Genomic DNA, 18,236 nt, shown 5'->3' with positions numbered 1-18,236 from the left:
CTTATTGGCTCCCGCAATTGTTAACGTTCACAACTAATTGCGTCAAGGGGTGTCCACTCCATTGCCGCTAGAGTTCAAGAAACCCGCTGTCTACCAGGAGTGCCACGTGAGCAAGGGATCCAAGCCCACCATCCGGGACGTAGCAAAGGCGGCTGAGGTCTCGCTGACCACCGTCTCCTACGTACTCTCAGGTCGGCACGGTGGCACCACCCGGATCAGCCAGCCCACCCAGGACCGTGTCCTGGCCGCGGTCAAGGAACTGGGCTACGTGCCCAATCAGGCCGCCCGGGGAATGCGCCGGGGCAAGACGGACGTGATTGCGGTGGCGATCGGAAATCTCGAATGGCCGTGGGACAGGGCCCTTGCCACGGCTGCAGCAGCAATCCTCCCGCAGCACGGCTACCAGCCGGTGATCTTGTTGGGTGACGATTGGCGGAAGTTCATGATGTCCGGCGGTGCGGACGGCGTCATCATTGGCTACTTCCCTGAGGCAAAGTCCGAGGATGAAACCGTCACGGAGCTGGCTCGACGCGGCGTTGCCCAAGTGGTGATCTCCGGAACCATGAATCCTGCCGGGTTCGATGTCCTGGCCCCTGAGGCTGACGCCGGACTCAGGGAGTGCATGGACTTCCTCACCGCCTCCCACCGCAGGATCGCCTGTATTCGAAGGGCGGACCCGGCGGGCCGTCCCAAGAGCCGGTTCTCCGCCTACGCAGCCGGACTGGAAGATGCGGGTATCCCGCTCGATGAGACCCTGGTCAGAACCTCGCAGCACCGTCCAGCCATCGCCTATCAATCAGCGCTGGAGCTGCTCCAGCTGCCGGACCGGCCCACGGCCATCCTTTGCACGGACGACATGGAGGCGCTGCAGACCATTCGGGCTGCCTACCGCCTCGGCCTTCGTGTGCCCGAGGACGTTCAGATTGTCGGCGTCGGCAACTCCACCGAGGGCCAGGAATACGATCCTGCCCTGACCACAGTGGGCCCGGAGCCGATCTTCGAGCAGGTGGTCCGAATGTTGCTCAATCGCTTGGCCGGAGCCACCCCAGTTGAGGGAGTCCGGATTGCATCACCGTGGAAGTTGCACCGGCGCGGCACCACGGCGGGCTAGCTGGTCCCTCAGCGGGCCTGGTTCCTCAGTGGGCTCAGTCCTTCAGCGGACGGCGAGCCAGCCAGGCGGCAACGATTGCGCCGGAGATGTTGTGCCACAAAGAGAACACAGCGGACGGCAGTGCGGCCAGCGCGCCGAAGTGCGCGGTGGCCAGTGTCGCGGCAAGGCCGGAGTTCTGCATGCCGACCTCGAACGCGAGGGCTCGGCGCGCTTTGTCATCCAGGCGGCCAAGCTTGCCAGCCAGGTAACCGAGGCCCAGGCCGAAGCCGTTGTGGAGGACCACTGCCAGGAACACGATTCCTCCGGCGGCAACAATCTTGCTGGCGCTGCCAGCCACCACAATGGCGACAATCAGCGAAATCACGACGGCGGATGCCCACGGAAGTGCCGGAAGAACCTTCGCGACGAGCTTGGAAAGGAAGAGGCGGGCCAGCAGTCCGGCGATCACCGGCAGCAGCACCGTCTTCACGATGTCCATCACCATGGCGCCAGCATCGATGTGCAGGAACGAGCCGGCCAGGAAGAGCGTTAGCGCGGGAGTCACGAGGGGCGCGATGAGGGTGGAAACCGAAGCGACAGCCACGGACAGCGCAACATCGCCCTTGGCAAGGAACGCCATGACGTTGGATGCGGTGCCGGAGGGAGCGCAGCCCACCAGGATGAGGCCGACAGCCAGTTCTGGAGGCAACTGCAGGAGTACTGCAATGAGCCACCCGGCGCCGGGCATGATCACGTAGTGCGCCACGATGCCGAGGGCAACAGCCCATGGGCGGCGCGCTACGGAGGCAAAGTCCGGCGGAGTGAGCGTGAGGCCCATGCAGAACATGATGGTGCCCAGCAGGTAGGGAACGGCGACACCCATCGGTTTGAACAGATCCGGAATCAGGAATCCGAGGACGCCGGCCACAACCACCAGCAGCGGGAAGACCGTGACGGCAATGCGCGCAATCTTGGCTTCAGCGGCAAGGGCGGCGTTGACGGGCGCAGCGGATTCTTCGGTTTTCGATGGGGTATTGGTTGCCTCAAGCATTCATCCATGCTCACACTGCTGCTACCCAACCAACGAGTTCGTTACATTCGCCGGCGTGTATATGTCAGATGACCGCTGTTTCAGGAGTTGAGCTTCCCGGCCAGGCGCTCACGCATGCGGATGCTTGCCTCGTTCAGGCCAATGAACTCCACTTCGCGCCCGTGATTCCGGTATTTCTCTGTGACCGAATCCAGGACTGCCACCGTGGAAGCGTCCCAGATATGCGAGCCGTGAAGATCGATGACCACTCGATCTATGCCATCCGAGGAATCTTTCGCGTAATCGAACTGCGTGTAGAGGTCGTTGGAAGAGGCAAAGAAGAGTTCGCCATCTACCGTGTACGTCGCCACGGTTTCGCCATTGAGGAGCAGTTCCGTCCGCTCCACCGTTGCGAAGTGGGCTACCCGCCGCGCGAACAGGACCATTGCGGTCAGAACGCCGACGCCGACGCCCACCGCCAGGTTGTGCGTCGCCACCACTGCGGCGACAGTAACCAGCATGACGGCGGTCTCCGACTTGGGCAGGCGCTTGAGCGTTGAGAACCGGATGGAATGCCAGTCAAAGGTGATGAGCGAAACGAAGATCATCACGGCCACCAAAGCCGCCATGGGAATCATCCCCACAACGTCGCCCAGCACCACCACCAGGATGAGCAGGAATACTCCGGCAAGGAACGTTGAAAGCCGGCTCCGCGCGCCTGAGCCCTTCACATTGATCATGGTTTGACCGATCACTGCGCAACCACCCAGGCCGCCCAGGAAGCCGGTGACGATGTTGGCAGCACCCTGGCCCCAGGACACCCGCGTCTTGTTGGAACGTGTGTCTGTGATGTCGTCCACCAGCTTGGCGGTCATCAGCGATTCCAGCAGGCCCACCAACGCCATGGACAGCGCGAACGGCGCAATGATCTGGAATGTCTCCAGGTTCAGTGGGACGTTGGGCAGGAAAAGCCCGGGAAGGCTGTCCGGCAGTTCGCCCTTGTCGCTGACGGTGGGGACGTCGATGTTCCCCAGAACAGTCACCAGCGTAATGACAACGATCGCTACCAGAGGTGCCGGAATGGCGGTGGTCAGCCGGGGGAGTCCGAACACGATGACCAACCCCACCACCACGATCGGGTAGACCATCCACGGTACGTTGAACAGCTCGGGCATCTGCGACATGAACACCAGGATGGCCAGTGCGTTGACGAAGCCGATCATCACGGAGCGGGGAATGAACCGCATCAGCTTGGTGACACCCAGGACCGCCAGGATGATCTGGAAAACGCCCGCCAGGATGATGGTGGCAATGAGGTAATCGAGCCCGTGTTCTTTCATCACGGGAGCGATCACCAAGGCCACGGCACCGGTCGCCGCGGAGATCATGGCCGGACGGCCTCCCACCAGAGCGGTCACCACGCCCATGGTGAACGATGCGAACAAGCCGATGCGGGGATCCACTCCGGCAATCACGGAGAACGCGATGGCCTCCGGGATGAGCGCCAAGGCCACCACGAGTCCCGCGAGGGATTCCGTCAGCAGGCGGCGGGGCGAGCGGAAGGTCGCCCGCAGTGACATGAGTTGCTCGGGTGTCATGGGTCCTTACAGTGCGGTCTTTTATAAAGCAGTCTGGCGGTAGCGCTCAATCTGCTTAAGACGCCGCAGGAGGCTGTCGCGCCGCGGGTGCGGGACGACGTCGGGCGCCTCAGCGGTGAGATCAATATGTTCGGTTCCGTACTGCCACAGCAGGAGGTCGTCCAGGAGGCGGTCGGGTCCGGGGGAGTAGCGGTGGTCCAGGGCCTTGCGGACCTCGGTGATCCGGTTGGCGCTAAGCAGTCCGGCTAGCTCCACGGTCTTGGTGAGTCCGTGGGCAGCGAGCAGCTCAGCAGCCCATCCCCAGTCGTCATCAACTTTACGGTCAACGTGCGGCAAGAGGGTACGCCAGACGTCACGAACCCGGTTTGGCGTCAGCGGCGAGCCACCCTCACCTTCGAGGTCCCAGTAGCTGCGGACTTCCTCGTAGCGCTCGTGAAGATCCGCGAAGGCGCTCTCCACGGTTTCCAACATGGCTGCTGTGGCCGTGAATTGGCGGTCGAAGTGCGGCGTCCAGGCGCGGGGGTCTTCGGCCTTGAAGCGGATGTCGTGCTCGATCTCGCTCCAGGCATGGGCAAACACTGTACGGATCTGGCATTCGAAGAAGTAGCTGCCGTTGGCAGGCATGTCCGGATTGAAGACGTGCTGGTACTCCTTGACGGCCTCGTTCTGGATGGTGCGCAGGATGAGGTGCCGGCTGGAGTAGCCGTAGGTTCCGGACTCGATGGAACCGATGTCCTTCTCACGGTCGCCTCGGCAGTCGAAGAGCTGCCGTTGGCGCTTGATGATGTTGGCCACGGCCGCGTTTTCGGCCGGAAGTTTGGTGATGACACGGATGCCCACCATGTCGTTCAACGTGCGGAACGGGTCCGGAAATTTCAAGACACGCGGGCCACCGGGCTCCAACGGGTCATCCGTGCGGGAGATTTTTTCCCGGAACGACTCCACAGTTTTGGTCCGGCCAGTGACAAACAACGGAGTTACCTCGGCGTCGTTCAGCATGTCCCTCAATGTCAGCAGGACATCGCGCGTGACCCGCTTGAGGGCAGGGCGAACACGCTCATAGAGCGCCACGTTCGCATCCACTGCGTCGCGCTGATCCTGGTCCAGGCTGTCCCAATTGCTTGCCATGCCCCCAGCTTACGGGGCGGGTCCGACACTGAACCGGCCACCCGCCGTCGGGGTGCCTCTAGCCAAACTTCCGAACCGTCACGATAGGCTCAGTACAAAGGAGGGCGCAATGTTGCGGCACAAGTACAGCTACGGCGAACACCCCAGTCAGTGGGGCGAACTCTTCATACCTGAACCGAGCAACGGAAACCATCGCGGCGTATCAGCCGTGGCCGGTGGAATTGCCGTTGTGATCCATGGCGGCTACTGGCGGTCCCAGTACGGCGCTGAGCTCGGAGAGCCCCTTGCACGGGACCTCGCAGCGCACGGAATCACCGCGTGGAACCTCGAATACCGGCGTGCCGGAAACGGCGGTGGTTGGCCCCATACTTTTGAGGACATCTTGGCCGGCATCGACCATCTCTCCCACATTGCCGGCGAGCATGACCTTCAGCTTGGCAAAGTAGTGGCGCTGGGCCACTCTGCGGGTGGTCATCTGGCCGTCTGGGCGGCGGGACGTCAACGGCTCTCCTCCATCGGAACGCCCGACGCCGACAGGCAACTGGTGCGCGGACCGGAGGACACCGCGGTGCACCTGACGGGCGTCGTCAGCCAGTCCGGCCTCCTGAACCTTGCCGCCGCGGAGAAGCTGAACCTCAGTAACGGAGCTGTCTGCAACCTCATGGGTGGCGATTCGGGCAGATACCCCAAACGGCATAAATACGCTGATCCCATGAGTTCACTCCCACTGGACGTCCCCGTATATGCCGTGCACGCCACGGATGACGAGGACGTTCCTGCGAGCCAGTCCGAGGCATATGTGGCTGCGGCAACTGCAGCGGGGAGTGCGGCCCAGCTGTTGCGCGTTCCGGGAGACCACTTCGACCTGATCGATCCCAAAGCCGTGGCATACAAGAAGTGCCGCGAGTTGGTGCAGCGCCTCCTGTCGTAATCTGTGGTCCGTGAGGTCCGCCTCTGGCAGAGTTGTCCCATGCTGACAGTCATTGGTGAAGCCCTGGTGGACGTCGTTCAACGCTCCTCTGGAATTGAGGCGCACGTTGGCGGGAGTCCGCTCAACGTTGCCGTCGGCCTGGCCCGGCTGGACCACCCTGTGCAGTTCATCGGGCGCTACGGCCGCGATGCCTACGGCGATTCCGTTGCGGCGCACCTGCGGTCGAGTTCAGTCATGGTGCCGCTTCCGCCGGACGAGAAGGCAACCAGCGTGGCCACCGCGCAAATCGACGACGACGGCGCGGCCACGTACGTTTTTGACCTCACCTGGGAACTGCCCGGACTTGCCGGAAGGTTGCCGCTGATGCTGCAGGGTGCCACTTTGCTGCACACGGGTTCCATTGCCACCTTCCTGGAGCCGGGCGCTGCTGACGTGCTGGCCGCGGTCGAGCATGCCCACCCGGGCAGCACTATCAGCTTCGATCCCAACTGCCGTCCCAGCATCATCACGGACGTTGAGTACGCCCGGACCCAAGCCGAGCGCTTCGTGGTGCTTTCCGACGTCGTGAAGGCCTCTGATGAGGATCTTGAGTGGCTGTACCCTGGCGTTGATCCAACGGAGTCTGCGCGTCGATGGCTGTCCTTGGGCGGCGACGAGGGGCCGGCGTTGGTGGTGGTTACGCGTGGTTCGCGCGGGCCGTGGGGCGTCACCCGCGCAGGCGAAACCCAGATCCCGGCGCCATCTGTGAGCGTGGTGGATACCGTGGGCGCAGGCGACTCGTTCATGGCCGGGTTGTTGTCCGCGATTGTGGATCATGGCTTTGACGGCGCGCAAAACAGGGGTGCCTTGCGGGCAATGCCGGTGGAAACGCTGGCTGCGATCATGGATCACGCAACCCGTGCGGCTGCAGTCACGGTGTCCCGGGCAGGAGCCAATCCGCCAACCCGGGCCGAGCTCAACCACGGGACAGCCGCCGGCAAAGTGGGCTGAGACCGCCGCGTAGACTGGCATGATGCGGCTCGTAGCAAGCGATATTGACGGCACCATCCTCGGTCACGACGGCAAAATCAGTGATCGGACCATCAAGGCATTCCAGGCGTGCCGCGACGCCGGCGTGGAACTGGTGTTCGTCACGGGTCGCCCGCCGCGGTGGCTGTACCCCCTCCAGGAGCAGCTGGGGCACAGCGGAATTGTGATCTGTTCCAATGGCGCCGTGGTGTGGGACCTGGAAACCGAGAAGGCGCTGTCTTCCTGTGCGCTGGATGCCGACTCCGTCTTCGAGGCGCGCCGCATCATCAAATCCCTCCGGCCTGATGCCCTGTTTGCTGTGGAGACACTCACGGGTTTCCAGCTGGAGCCTGGGTTCATTGAAAATGAAACCAGCGAACTGCTGGCCGAGTTCACCCCCAAGCCGCTGGTGGAGACGCTCACTGCGGATGACGCCGTCGTGAAGTTCCTGGCCATTACCCGCAACGGAACGCCGGACGAGTTCCTTGCCGAGGTTCAGCCCGCCGTTGCCCACTTGGTGTCCACAACGCACTCTGCGCCGCGGACGGCGATGCTGGAGATGTCCGTTCCTGGCATCAACAAGGCCGTCACCCTCGCCAAGTACGCCGAGTCGCTGGGTATTGAGGCTGCCGACGTGGTGGCATTCGGGGACATGCCCAACGACATCGAGATGCTCCGCTGGGCCGGTCACGGCTACGCGATGGCCAGTGGACACCCTGAAGCCATTCTCGCGGCCGGCCAGCAGGCACCGCACTTTGACGACGACGGCGTGGCCCAGATTTTGGAAGCCAAGCTGACGGAGCAGCGGGTTTAGTTTCGCCTGACGCTGGGAATCCAGCAGCGAACCGAATCGCGGTAGTGACGGAACTCGGCCCCAAACCGGTTTTCGAGGTCTGTTTCCTCAAGCGGCCGGACGGCGTAGTTCCACAACAGTGAGCCGATCAAGGCGTAGGCGATGACCAGCCACGAGCCCAGAATGAGGCCTACTCCCACGCCTTGGGTGATGCCGGCGACAGCCATCGGGTTGCGAACCCAACGGTACGGACCTGCAATGACCAGACGGTTCGGCATGGCAGATGGCAGCGGAGTACCACTGCCACGGGATGACATTGTCACAGCGGAGGCGACACCCAGGCAGCTCGCCAGCACCAGGATGCCCACACCGATAACCCCGGAAAGCGGTGGGAGTGCGAGCGACACCAACCATCGCTGTTCCAGCCACGAAATGACCACGGGGACCACCAGAAGGAAAAAGCCCCAAAAGAGGGCCATCTGTCCCAGTGTCGCGCCCACATGTGCTGTAACCCCGCGCTGCTCGTCAGCGGGACGGAAAGCGAACGGGCCCCGGACAATCCACTCGGTTGGAAGCCGTCCCAGCAGGACACAGCAGAGTGCAACCGCCGAGCAGGCCGCAGCAGCGAGCATCATCAGTACACCCAAGCCCGCCTCGGAAGAAACCGTGGCGAAGACCGCCAGGGCAATAGCCACGACGGCGGTCCAGCCGGTAGCAACCACGGCCGCAGCCTTAACGCCGAACGCCGCGACGGCCGAGCAAACCACGAACAACGGAATGTCGAAGGCCGCAACAGCCAGTGGATCCAGGCGGCCGAGCGTGGCTTCGCGGACAGGTGGTGAAAGGAACACGGCCGCCCACCAGCACAGACCCGCAACGGCCTGTGCTGCAAAATAGGCCCGGCCCCAACAACCCAGGTTCGGTGTCACCGCAAGGGAAGGGCGGCTCACGGGTGCCGTACGCCCTGACCGTCCAGTAGGGCCCGGTACCCTTCCTCGAAGGTGGGGAATGCGAAGTCAAAGCCACTCGCCCTCAACAGCGCATTCGAACAGCGCTTGTCGCCGGGGCCGGCGTCGGACGCGCCGCCGGGTTCCGCCGTCGGGGGTTCCGGGCATCCCATCCCAGCGGCGAGAAACCGCATCACCTCGCCCATCTCAGCCGGGTAGTCGTCAACACCTACGTACACCGGATCCGGAACCTGTTCCATGGTGGTGAGGTGGACGATCATGGCCGCAGCATCGTCCCGGTGGACACGGTTTGTGTGCCGGGGCTGTGCCGGAATGACGGCCTTGCCTGTCCGGACCTGGTCTATCAGCCGGGTGCGTCCGGGCCCGTAGATCCCGCCCAGCCGAAGGGAAATCGGCCGGGTGGCTGTGCCGTGGGTTCGGGCGAACAGCAAATCCTCGGCCTCTACCAGGATCTTCCCGCTGAAACGCGTGGGCTCGGTGGGGGTCGACTCGTCCACAACAGCCCCGCCGGAATCCTTGTAAACGGCGGTGGAGGAGACGAAGAGGATCCGGCGCGGTTCCAGGGATTGCCGCTCCAGCGCATCCAGGATGTTCTTTACACCGTTCAGGTAGGCCGCGCGATAGGCCTCTTCAGTGGAGGCATCGGCGGCCACAGCCACCACAACAATGTCCACATCTGCCGGCAGTTGGGGCACGCCCTTGGAAAGGTCCGCGTATACGCCGTGGATTTCAGGCGGCAGTTTTTCCGGGGACCGGCGCAGGCCCACAACCTGGTGGCCAGCTGCGGCGAAGCGGAGTCCGGCTTCCGTTCCGAGGTCGCCGCATCCGGCAATCAACACAGTCATGTCCCTAGTCTGGCAGTACCAGGCTGTCACCTGCTTCCCAGCCTCCATACAACCAGCGTTCACGTTGCCTCCGTAGGCTTCCAGCCAAGGACCCGTTCGCATCGTGTCTACCAGTCGGATTAGCAGGGGGAAACATGGCCAAGCGCAGGATCAACGATTTCAACACGGCGCCTTTGCGGCGCATCGAACCCGATCATCACTGGCGCTCGCTGCGCCAGGGCGACCGCGTCAGCGTCACGCTCACCCCGGGGTACGCATCGGCCGGCGTTGTTGACGCCGTCACCGGCGATGCCACGGCGGTTTGGGTGGAGCTCGACGGCGGTCGCGGACGGACGCTGGTGCACGTCAGTGACGGCGTGGCGATAGTTCCGCACGAGGCCTGACGCGCTTCATCGGGGTGCACGTCGGCTACGCTACGGGTGTGACGCTGCCCTATTTCCTCCGCAAGGACGGTTCGGTGGGCCCTTTGGCCTTCGCGCACCGTGGTTTCTCGCTGGACGGCCTGGAGAATTCCATGGCTGCTTTCAGAGCTGCAGTGGAACTGGGGACCGTGCACCTTGAAACGGATGTCCACACCACCTCGGACGGCGTGCTGCTTGTCTTTCACGACTCGTCCCTGGACCGCGTGACCGATTCGGCTGGGGATATTGCATCTCTGACCGCCTCGGAAGTCTCCGCTGCCCGGATTGGTGGGATTGAACCGGTCCCAACGTTTGATGAGCTTGTTTCGGCGCTCCCGACTGCCCGGTTGAACCTGGACGTCAAGGACTGGAACTCGGTGGGCCCCATGGCCAAGGCCATTGAGAAGCACGGGATCCATGATCGCGTCCTGGTCACAAGTTTCTCGGACCGGCGCCGCCGGGCAGTCCTGAAGCTCCTGTCCCGCCCGGTTGCCACGTCCGCTGGAAGCACCTTGACCGCCGTTTTCGCCCTGCTTGGCCCCGTGCTTCCGGTTCCGTTGGCGCGCAAACTGCTTGCCGGCGTCGACGTCTTCCAGGTTCCCGTTCGCTACGGACTGTTCCGGGTGGTGACTCCGGGATTCATCGGGCGGGCTCATCGGCTGGGCCTCCAGGTGCATGTGTGGACCATCAATGATCCCGCTGAGATGGAGCGCCTGCTGGACCTGGGCGTGGATGGAGTCGTGTCAGACCGCTTGGACCTCCTTAAGGAAGTCCTGGTCCGCCGAGGCCGGTGGGTCTAGGCCCTTCCTGCGTACACCGCGAGGTGGAACTAACGGCCATCCCGGCGCAGCTGGCTGGCGCGGATCCGGGCGAGATCGAACTTGCTGGTGCGATCGAAGGTGAAGATGCCGTTTTTCTCCTGGAACACGTCCGTTAGCTGGGTGTAGCAGTAGCCGAACATGTCCGGGTTCTCCAGCAGGACACCGCAGAGACCGTCGAAGCGGGCGTAGAACTCTTCCTCGCTGCTGACCCGCTGGCCGTAGCCCCAGGAGGTGGACACATCCGATCCCTCGGCTGCCTGCCGGGCTTCTTCTTCGTTCCACCAGATGCCGCCGAACTCCGAGACGAAGTACGGCTGGCCGGCGTAGGGCACGGAGTACTCTTCGCCGTCAGCTTTGCGGTTGATATACGGCTTCCCTTCGGCGAGGCCCTGCTGTTCCAGGCGGAAACGGTCAGGGTCTTGCTCGTAGGAGTGGGAATCGTAGATGTCCGTTCCGCGGATCCGATGCGCGTAGCCGGAGGCGTCGATGACCGGCCGGGTGGGGTCCGCGAGCTTGGTGGCCAGGAACATTGCCTGGGTGACGTCGTCCAGCACCGTCAGGCGGTCGTGCAGAATCTGGTGGGTCTCGTTCAGGGGGCACCAGCCGATGATCGACGGGTGGTTGACGTCGCGTTGCAACACCTCCAGCCACTGGGCAACAAAGCTGGCCGTCGGCTGCTGGTTGTGCCCTACGGTTCCGCTGCCCGAGACGCCCCAGTCGCCGAACTCGCCCCACACGAGATACCCCAGCCGGTCCGCGTGATAGAGAAAACGCTCCTCAAAGACCTTCTGGTGCAGGCGGGCACCGTTGAATCCGGCGGCCTTGGAGAGCTCGATGTCCTTGACCAGCGCCCCTTCATCGGGCGAGGTCATCAGCGACTCCGGCCAGTATCCCTGGTCCAGGACCAGACGCTGGAACACGGCCTCGCCGTTGATGCGGACCACCTTGCCGTCCAGGGCTATCGACCGCACGGCCGCGTAGCTGCCCACCCGGTCAACAACTTCTCCGGAACCGTCCCGCACAGTCACTTCAAGGCCGTAGAGGAACGGGTCTTGGATGGACCACGGGCGGAGGGAATCCGCTGGGATGCTGAGACGGAGGGACGGAGTGAGATCCAGGTCCGCCCGCGCAGAGGCCTCAATCCTTTCCGTTCCACCAGTGAGGACCGCAGAAACCGTGTGCCCAACCCGATTCTGGCTGAGCGGGACCTCCACCGTGATGCTTGAGTCCGCCAGATGGGGGGTCATGCGGAGGCGTTCGATGTAGACCTCGGGAACGGCCTCCATCCACACCGTCTGCCAGATTCCGGTGGTGCGGGTGTACTGGCAGTGCGTGTTGTTGTACCAGGTTGCCTGCTTGCCGCGTGCTTGCAGCTCGTGCCGGGAATCCCTGGCACGGACAACAATCACAGCGTCCGCGCCGGGCTCCACTACACCGCCCAAATCTGCGGTAAACGGCGTAAATCCGCCCCGGTGCCGGGCAACCTCAATCCCGTTCACCCACACCGTGGCGTCGTGATCCACGGCGCCGAAGTGCAGCAGCACGCTGTGGCCGGACCACTCCTGCGGAATGGTGACCATCCGGCGATACCAAACGGCTTCCATGAAATCAACGTTCCCGATCCCTGAAAGCACTGATTCCGGCGCGAACGGCACCAGAATACTGTTGTTCAGTTCGCGGGTGGTGAGCCCGCGCTCCAGGCCGGAGTCCCCGGCGTCGATTTCAAATCCCCAGGTGCCGTTGAGGTTCATCCACTTGTCGCGGACCAGTTGTGGGCTGGGGTGCTCGGGCTTGGGTATGGTGGAGGTCACATTTTGGCTCACACTCAAAAACCTAACGTGAGATGGTGTTCAGTACCACCAGCCGCCGCGCGAGGAGAGATTGACGTGACCCGATTCCGTTTGGCCATCCTTGATGACTACCAGCAAGTGGCAGGGGACTATGCCCCCTGGGATTCACTGCTCGACGACGGCGTGAAGGTCAGCGTTTTCAGCGCACCTTTCGTCTCGGAAGAGCAAGCTGTGGCCGCCTTGGCACCGTTCGACATCATTGTGGCGATGCGCGAAAGGACCCGATTCCCGCAGCGCGTCCTCGAGTCGTTGCCCAATCTGAAGCTCCTGGTGACAACGGGCATGGCGAATGCGGCGATCGATCTCGATGCGGCGTCGGAGCGGGGCATTGTGGTGTGCGGAACGGGGGGCTCTCCGGCCGCGGCTCCGGAACTGACATGGGCGCTCCTGTTGGCGTTCGCGAGGAACGTGGTGGTGGAGGAGAACTCACTGCGGGCCGGTGAGTGGCAGAGCAGGGTGGGGTTTGAACTCGAGGGCAAGACTCTCGGGATTGTTGGCCTGGGCAAGATTGGCCAGCGGATGGCGGGGTACGCCAAAGCCTTCGGGATGGACGTGGTGGCATGGAGCCAGAACCTGACCGCAGAAGCGGCCCACGCTGCGGGTGCCCGCAAGGTAGGCAAAGAGGAGCTGTTCCGCGAGTCCGACGTCGTCACGCTGCACTTGCGCTTGTCTGAGCGGACGGAGGGGATTGTCGGTGCGAAGGAGCTGCGACTCCTGGGCCCTGATGGCGTGTTGGTCAATACCGCACGGGGACCCCTGGTGGATGAAGCCGCGCTCATCCAGGCCCTTGAGGAGGGCTGGATCCGTGGCGCAGCCTTGGACGTCTTCGACGAGGAACCCCTGCCGGCCGGGCACGCGCTGCTGCATTCTTCGCGGACCGTGCTGTCGCCTCACACCGGCTATGTGACTCACGAGAGCTACCGGCAGTTCTACGGTGGTGCATTCGAGGATGTGAAGGCGTGGATTGAAGGGGCGCCGGTGCGGGTCATCAACGGGTAGTTCACTTCATTACGCGCTGGGCAAGCGCTTTCCGAGCAAAGCTGGCAAGATGGGTCCATGCGTATCCTCATCGCCCCGGACAAGTTCAAGGGATCACTGACCGCCGCCGAAGCCGCGTCAGCCATGGCCGAAGGTGCCCTCCGCGTTTACCCGGATGCCGTGACCACCCAGTTCCCGGTTGCCGACGGCGGCGAAGGCACCCTGGATGCCGCCATCGCCGCAGGTTACGAGGAGCGGAACAACGCAGTGGTGGGCCCCATTCTTAAGCCTGTTGGTGCTTCCTGGGCGATCCGCAAGGATGCGTTTGGTGGGGCCAGCGCTGTGATCGAGACCGCGATGGCTTCCGGCCTGGCTCATATGGAACCTACTCCGGAGAACTCGCTTCGCGCCCATAGCTACGGCTGCGGCCAGCTGATCGCCGCGGCGCTCGACGCCGGTGCCACGGAGATCGTGCTGGGCCTGGGCGGCTCGGCAATGTCAGACGCCGGCAGCGGCGCGTTGCGTGCCTTGGGACTCAAACCCCTTGATGCGGCCGGAAACGTGGTGCCCCTCGGCGGAGGTTCGCTCATCGACGTCGTTGCCTTGGATGTTTCCGAGCTGGATCCGCGACTTTCGGCCGTGAAGTTCCGGATCGCCGTCGACGTCCAAAACCCGCTGTACGGACCGGAAGGTGCCGCGCATGTTTTCGGCCCCCAGAAGGGTGCCGATGAGGACGCCGTTGAGAAGCTCGACGCCGGTCTCCGCAATTGGGCGTCGCTCCTTCGGGAGGCCGCCGGCCGCGATGTGAACGTACCGGGAGCCGGAGCGGCAGGTGGGTTCCCGGCGTCGTTCCTGGCTTTCACTGACGCTGCGCTGGAAGGCGGCTTTGCGCTGGTGGCCGGACTCACTGGCCTCGCGCAGCACTTGGGCGATGCAGATTTGGTGATCACCGGCGAGGGTTCCATGGACGAGCAGTCGCTCACCGGCAAGGCACCCATTGCGCTTGCCGATGCTGCGAGTGTGCACGGCATTCCCGTCATCGCGGTGGCTGGACGCATCACAGTCACGCCTGAAGATCTGGCGAAGCACGGCATTGTTGCTGCAGCCCAGTTGCTGGACGTGGCGCAGCGCAAAGATGGCCTCCCGGACGTTGCCGACGCCGTGGCTAACGCTGCCAAGTACCTGGCGTGGGCCACCAGCCAGGTACTTGAAGGAGCCTAATTACTGCCGGTAGCCCTCAACCTCGTTAACGCTTCGGGCTGAGGCGTCGTCCGGGTTCCCACCGGCGTCCTTCTTGGCCCGCCGTTGGCGCAGCAGGTCCCAGCACTGGTCGAGTTGGGCTTCCAGGTGGGCAAGGCGGGCGGTCTCATCGCCCGTCCCTGTGCCGGCTGCGTCGCGGAGACGGTGCTCTTCTTCCACCAGCGACTGTATGTGTTCCAAGAGATCCTGGTTGTCCATGGCTTTGACTCCTTTGCGAGGTTTGCAGGGCTATCTCGAACGTAGTCCTGCTGGTGGGGTGCGTCTACGGGTGGCCACCGGCATACTTGGCTCATGAAATTCACTACGACCATCGTGGGCGATGGGAACAAGGCGGGCATCGAAGTTCCGGACCAGATTGTTGACGGGCTGGGCGCCGGCAAACGGCCTCCCGTGGTGGTGACCATCAACGGCCGGAGTTATCGCAGCAGCATCGCCGTGATGGGCGGCAAGTACATGGTGGGCGTCAGCTCCGCCAACCGCGAACTCACCGGCGCTGCTGCAGGAGACACCATCGAGGTGGACCTGGAAGTGGACACCCAGCCGCGCATCATTGAGGTTCCGGAGGACTTGGCGGCCGCGCTCCACGAGGAGCCGCAGGCGAAGGCCTTTTACGAGACCCTGAATTACAGCAGCCAGCGGAGATATGTGGAGCCGATCGGGGATGCCAAAACGGAGGAAACCCGTGCCCGGCGCATCGCGAAAGTGGTGTCGGATTTGAAGGCCGGGAAGAAGTAGGCGCCGGGAAGACCTAGTCCGGCTTATCCATCAGCAAACTCCGGCACGCCAACTGCAGCGCCAGCCGGGCCTCCGGGTCCTCCAGGTTGATGGCGATGAGTGATTGGATCCGCCTGATGCGATCACTGACCGTGTTGCGGTGAACATTCAGGATCGCTGCGGTTTCGGTCAGGGAAGACTCGCAGTCCAGGAATGTGGTGAGGGTCTGAAGGAGTTCGGGCCCGGCTTTGAGGAGCGGAGCCAGGAGCTCCCGGGCCGCCGGACGGAACGTATCAGTGCGGGTCCAGATCAGGAGCAGCTGGGCCATATCCAATCTGTCCACGTGGACAAAATAGCCGGAGTTCTCCCGTGCCCCGGCGATGCGTGCGGCGTCGTTGGCTTCCTCGAGGGAGCGGACGATCCCTTCGGGCTGCGCCTGCATTCTTCCCACTCCGAATTGAGTGGCAACAGTGGACGCCAGTTCCCGCTGGGCCCTGCGGAGGGCGTTGCTGATTTTACTGACTTCGGCCGGGTCTGGTTTGGAGGGAAAGGAGATCCACCCTGCCCAGCCGTCGGATTGCTCAACTGTGGCAGCCTCGATCTTCTCGCGGATCAGGGCGCGGTCCAGATCCGGTTTTCGGGCCACCAGGTCCACTGGCTGGCGGGTGATCACCCGGAACGCTATGTGGAATCCGTCCAGGGTCCAGCCCAGCTCCAATGCCCTGGCCCTGAAGGGTGGGCTGACAGTCCCGGCGTTGTCGATCAGTTCGCCCAGCAAGGCAATCCTGTGCCGGGCATCGCGCTCCCGCTCCAGCCGTTGCCGCGACAGCAGCTCGGAAACCGCTATGGCTGCCACTTCCAAGGCCGCTCTGATGGCCGCCTGTTCTTGATCCAGCGCGGGACCGGGGACCACCCTTAGCCGGGGGCCGTTGTCCTGCTCCCGGTGGACAGATGCGAAAATTTCGGTTCCGCCGGTTTGCGCATCTCCGTTGGCGCGCGGGTCATCTTCCCCGGCAGAAATCAGCTTTCCGGACGGATCCACCAGTGTCACAGAATGCCCGAGTGCCACTCCCAGCCGGTGCAGCAAATGGCCCAGAGATCCAAATGGCACACGGCATTCGACGGCCACACGGGAGATCAGCTGCCCCTGACGATGCGCTGCGCCGGACAGCAGTTCCTGCGCAGCCATCCCGAATTGCCAGGTGTTATGGACGGCCAGCACCACCAGCCCCAGGCGTTCGGCGAGCCTTGTGACGTTGGGCGGCAACGCGCCGTCGTCGTTCTGCAGCCTGACGGCAAGAGCCACGACGCCGGCGCCGGACGCCAGCGCCAGCAGGGCCTCCACCTCCCACGAGACGCCTGACGGCAACGGCTCAAGGGGGAGCAGAATGCAGTTGCGGAGTGTCAGGGGGTCGTTGTCGAGGTTTTTCTGTTCGCGGACCTGGCGATTGACCTCTGCCAGTGAACCCGCCAAAGCGACCAGCGACGACACGGTTGTGGTGCCCGGCTCTCCGACGCTCTCCATCACGCCCGCCGGGAGGTGGTTGGTGACGGACCACAGCGGGATCGGGGGGATCATTCAGCTGCTCCGGTTCTCCTCGATGGCTACCACCCCATAATGCCACCGCCGCGCCACCAACGGTGGTTGGTGGCGCGGCAGGGCAACGTTCGACGTCGGTCAGGCGCGGTATCGCCCGATGGACTCGGTGTGTTCCTCCTGAGTCCCATCCCAGCGATGTGACGGGACGCCGTATCCGAAGTACTCGGGCCCGGCCAGCGCGAGGCCCTCCGTGGTGTGCCAGCGAGGGTCGCTGGGAGCAGTAAGGATGCACAAGCGCTGCCCATAGCGCAGGTTCTCCGTGGTTATCGGCTCGGCGGATTCGGCGTCCACCACAATGATGAGGTCCGGCGTTGTGGTCACGACGGTTCCGTCCTTGGTGGCCAGCAAGTGCTCGTTTTGGAAGTGCAGCGAAAGCACGGAACCCGCGTCCGGACCCATTCCCTCGATCAGGGCCTGCCCTTTCGCGAAGCCGCCTGTGGTCTGGCGCTGCAGGTCCGTGACCTTGCCCAGATGCACTATGCGCCCGCTGAGGGTTTCCGCCAACACATCACAGGGGTTGAGGTTGTTGTGCTGGGCGTTGGCGATGGCGTCTCCGATAGCGATCGCGAAGGACATGGAACCGGCCACGAAGCTCTCACGGGCCTGCGCGCCGGTCATGGCATAGGTGCTGTTGAAGGCGTTGCATCCCATTTCGATGGAGGCCTGCCGGGCAAAGCGCTCAGCCCAGAACGAGTCGATGGCTTCGATAACAAGCGTGTTGCCCTTCTCGTCAGCCAAGGCCATGGGGGTGGCCTGAATTCCATAAAGCGGTGCCATTCCCATTTGTATCTCCGGGAACGCCCGCCCGATCAGGTCACCGTCGATCAAGGGAATCCCCAGCTGCGCTGCCGCCACGATGGGCAGCAAGGAGTTTGACCCACCGATTTCCAGGCACGCGGTGTGGGTTGCCGTCCTGTTGACGGATGCCGCCAGTTTCTCGATGGTCAGGTACAGGTTTTCCACGGTGTCGAGCTTCTCCACGGCTACCGTGGGTGCGCCGATCGCAGCAATGGGAACGATGAAGGCATCATCTGCCAGGTCCTCAACGGACACGAGTTCCACTGGACCGAACTCCTCGATTGCCTGTTTCGCCAGGAGGGCGCCAATGTATGGATCGCCGCCGCCGCCCGTGCCGAGGATCGCTGCTCCGCGTGCCAGCGAATCAATGTCTTCAACGGTGATCCACTTCAGCTTGCGGCCGTGTGTCACTTCCAGGGTCAT

The 18,236-nt window shown here is 63.5% G+C and carries 18 protein-coding genes; 9 read left to right on the top strand and 9 right to left on the bottom strand.

What is annotated here, in order from left to right:
* The first annotated feature begins 106 nt into the window (after window positions 1-106).
* Window positions 107-1,111: a LacI family DNA-binding transcriptional regulator gene (locus BLW08_RS13290; RefSeq protein WP_091325663.1), complete on the top strand. Its 1,005-nt coding sequence runs from the start codon at window positions 107-109 to the stop codon at window positions 1,109-1,111.
* A 34-nt stretch (window positions 1,112-1,145) separates the two neighbouring features.
* Here the strand turns inward: BLW08_RS13290 and BLW08_RS13285 are convergent, their stop codons facing one another.
* From BLW08_RS13285 to BLW08_RS13275, 3 genes are all read right to left on the bottom strand, one after another.
* Complete coding sequence (locus BLW08_RS13285) at window positions 1,146-2,141, bottom strand: bile acid:sodium symporter family protein (RefSeq protein WP_090822247.1); 996 nt, start codon at window positions 2,139-2,141, stop codon at window positions 1,146-1,148.
* A gap of 80 nt (window positions 2,142-2,221) precedes the next feature.
* Window positions 2,222-3,718 carry a SulP family inorganic anion transporter gene (locus BLW08_RS13280; protein WP_090822249.1) on the bottom strand — a complete coding sequence of 499 codons (1,497 nt, stop codon included), beginning with the start codon at window positions 3,716-3,718 and terminating at the stop codon, window positions 2,222-2,224.
* 21 nt (window positions 3,719-3,739) lie between these two features.
* A complete protein-coding gene (locus tag BLW08_RS13275; RefSeq protein ID WP_090822251.1) occupies window positions 3,740-4,846 on the bottom strand; it encodes a GTP pyrophosphokinase in 1,107 nt (368 codons plus the stop codon).
* A 109-nt stretch (window positions 4,847-4,955) separates the two neighbouring features.
* Between BLW08_RS13275 and BLW08_RS13270 the strand changes: the two genes are divergently transcribed.
* Genes BLW08_RS13270 through BLW08_RS13260 form a run of 3 tightly spaced genes read left to right on the top strand, consistent with a single transcriptional unit; the run spans window position 4,956 to window position 7,599 of the window.
* Window positions 4,956-5,777, top strand: coding sequence for an alpha/beta hydrolase fold domain-containing protein (locus tag BLW08_RS13270; protein WP_090822253.1), 822 nt, complete (start codon window positions 4,956-4,958; stop codon window positions 5,775-5,777).
* Between the two features lie 39 nt (window positions 5,778-5,816).
* Complete coding sequence (locus BLW08_RS13265) at window positions 5,817-6,767, top strand: carbohydrate kinase family protein (RefSeq protein ID WP_091325660.1); 951 nt, start codon at window positions 5,817-5,819, stop codon at window positions 6,765-6,767.
* A 22-nt stretch (window positions 6,768-6,789) separates the two neighbouring features.
* Complete coding sequence (locus BLW08_RS13260; protein ID WP_175538698.1) at window positions 6,790-7,599, top strand: HAD family hydrolase; 810 nt, start codon at window positions 6,790-6,792, stop codon at window positions 7,597-7,599.
* On the opposite strand, the gene BLW08_RS13255 is transcribed toward BLW08_RS13260, so the two are convergent.
* Window positions 7,596-8,507: a methyltransferase family protein gene (locus tag BLW08_RS13255; RefSeq protein WP_254779879.1), complete on the bottom strand. Its 912-nt coding sequence runs from the start codon at window positions 8,505-8,507 to the stop codon at window positions 7,596-7,598. The two genes, BLW08_RS13260 and BLW08_RS13255, sit on opposite strands and share 4 nt — an antisense overlap.
* Window positions 8,508-8,524: 17 nt before the next feature.
* A complete protein-coding gene (locus tag BLW08_RS13250; RefSeq protein ID WP_302846907.1) occupies window positions 8,525-9,439 on the bottom strand; it encodes an NAD-dependent epimerase/dehydratase family protein in 915 nt (304 codons plus the stop codon).
* Between the two features lie 86 nt (window positions 9,440-9,525).
* Between BLW08_RS13250 and BLW08_RS13245 the strand changes: the two genes are divergently transcribed.
* Both BLW08_RS13245 and BLW08_RS13240 read left to right on the top strand, forming a co-directional pair.
* A complete protein-coding gene (locus BLW08_RS13245) occupies window positions 9,526-9,774 on the top strand; it encodes a hypothetical protein (RefSeq protein WP_090822261.1) in 249 nt (82 codons plus the stop codon).
* A gap of 38 nt (window positions 9,775-9,812) precedes the next feature.
* Window positions 9,813-10,592, top strand: a complete 780-nt coding sequence (locus BLW08_RS13240; RefSeq protein ID WP_175538697.1) for a glycerophosphodiester phosphodiesterase family protein — start codon at window positions 9,813-9,815, stop codon at window positions 10,590-10,592.
* Between the two features lie 29 nt (window positions 10,593-10,621).
* Here BLW08_RS13240 and BLW08_RS13235 read toward each other — a convergent pair whose 3' ends face one another.
* Window positions 10,622-12,424, bottom strand: coding sequence for a glycoside hydrolase family 2 protein (locus tag BLW08_RS13235; RefSeq protein ID WP_091325653.1), 1,803 nt, complete (start codon window positions 12,422-12,424; stop codon window positions 10,622-10,624).
* Window positions 12,425-12,499: 75 nt separating this feature from the next.
* Here BLW08_RS13235 and BLW08_RS13230 point away from each other — a divergent pair, with 75 nt between their 5' ends.
* Complete coding sequence (locus tag BLW08_RS13230) at window positions 12,500-13,462, top strand: D-2-hydroxyacid dehydrogenase family protein (protein ID WP_091325652.1); 963 nt, start codon at window positions 12,500-12,502, stop codon at window positions 13,460-13,462.
* Between the two features lie 57 nt (window positions 13,463-13,519).
* On the top strand, window positions 13,520-14,662 hold the full coding sequence (locus BLW08_RS13225; RefSeq protein ID WP_091325650.1) for a glycerate kinase: 1,143 nt from the start codon (window positions 13,520-13,522) through the stop codon (window positions 14,660-14,662).
* Here the strand turns inward: BLW08_RS13225 and BLW08_RS13220 are convergent, their stop codons facing one another.
* Complete coding sequence (locus BLW08_RS13220; RefSeq protein WP_091325649.1) at window positions 14,663-14,899, bottom strand: DUF2630 family protein; 237 nt, start codon at window positions 14,897-14,899, stop codon at window positions 14,663-14,665. It abuts the gene before it with no gap.
* Between the two features lie 93 nt (window positions 14,900-14,992).
* Here BLW08_RS13220 and BLW08_RS13215 point away from each other — a divergent pair, with 93 nt between their 5' ends.
* Window positions 14,993-15,436, top strand: coding sequence for a YdeI/OmpD-associated family protein (locus BLW08_RS13215; protein ID WP_091325648.1), 444 nt, complete (start codon window positions 14,993-14,995; stop codon window positions 15,434-15,436).
* A gap of 13 nt (window positions 15,437-15,449) precedes the next feature.
* Here BLW08_RS13215 and BLW08_RS13210 read toward each other — a convergent pair whose 3' ends face one another.
* Both BLW08_RS13210 and BLW08_RS13205 read right to left on the bottom strand, forming a co-directional pair.
* Window positions 15,450-16,994 (bottom strand): PucR family transcriptional regulator, encoded by a 1,545-nt coding sequence (locus BLW08_RS13210; protein ID WP_091325646.1) that lies wholly within the window; start codon window positions 16,992-16,994, stop codon window positions 15,450-15,452.
* A gap of 99 nt (window positions 16,995-17,093) precedes the next feature.
* A complete protein-coding gene (locus tag BLW08_RS13205; protein ID WP_091325644.1) occupies window positions 17,094-18,236 on the bottom strand; it encodes a DUF917 domain-containing protein in 1,143 nt (380 codons plus the stop codon).

Origin of the sequence: Arthrobacter sp. cf158, from assembly GCF_900106835.1 — a bacterium.
Taxonomy (GTDB): domain Bacteria; phylum Actinomycetota; class Actinomycetes; order Actinomycetales; family Micrococcaceae; genus Arthrobacter.
The sequence above is the reverse complement of the archived record's forward strand: the minus strand, read 5'-3'. Positions and strand labels throughout refer to the sequence as shown.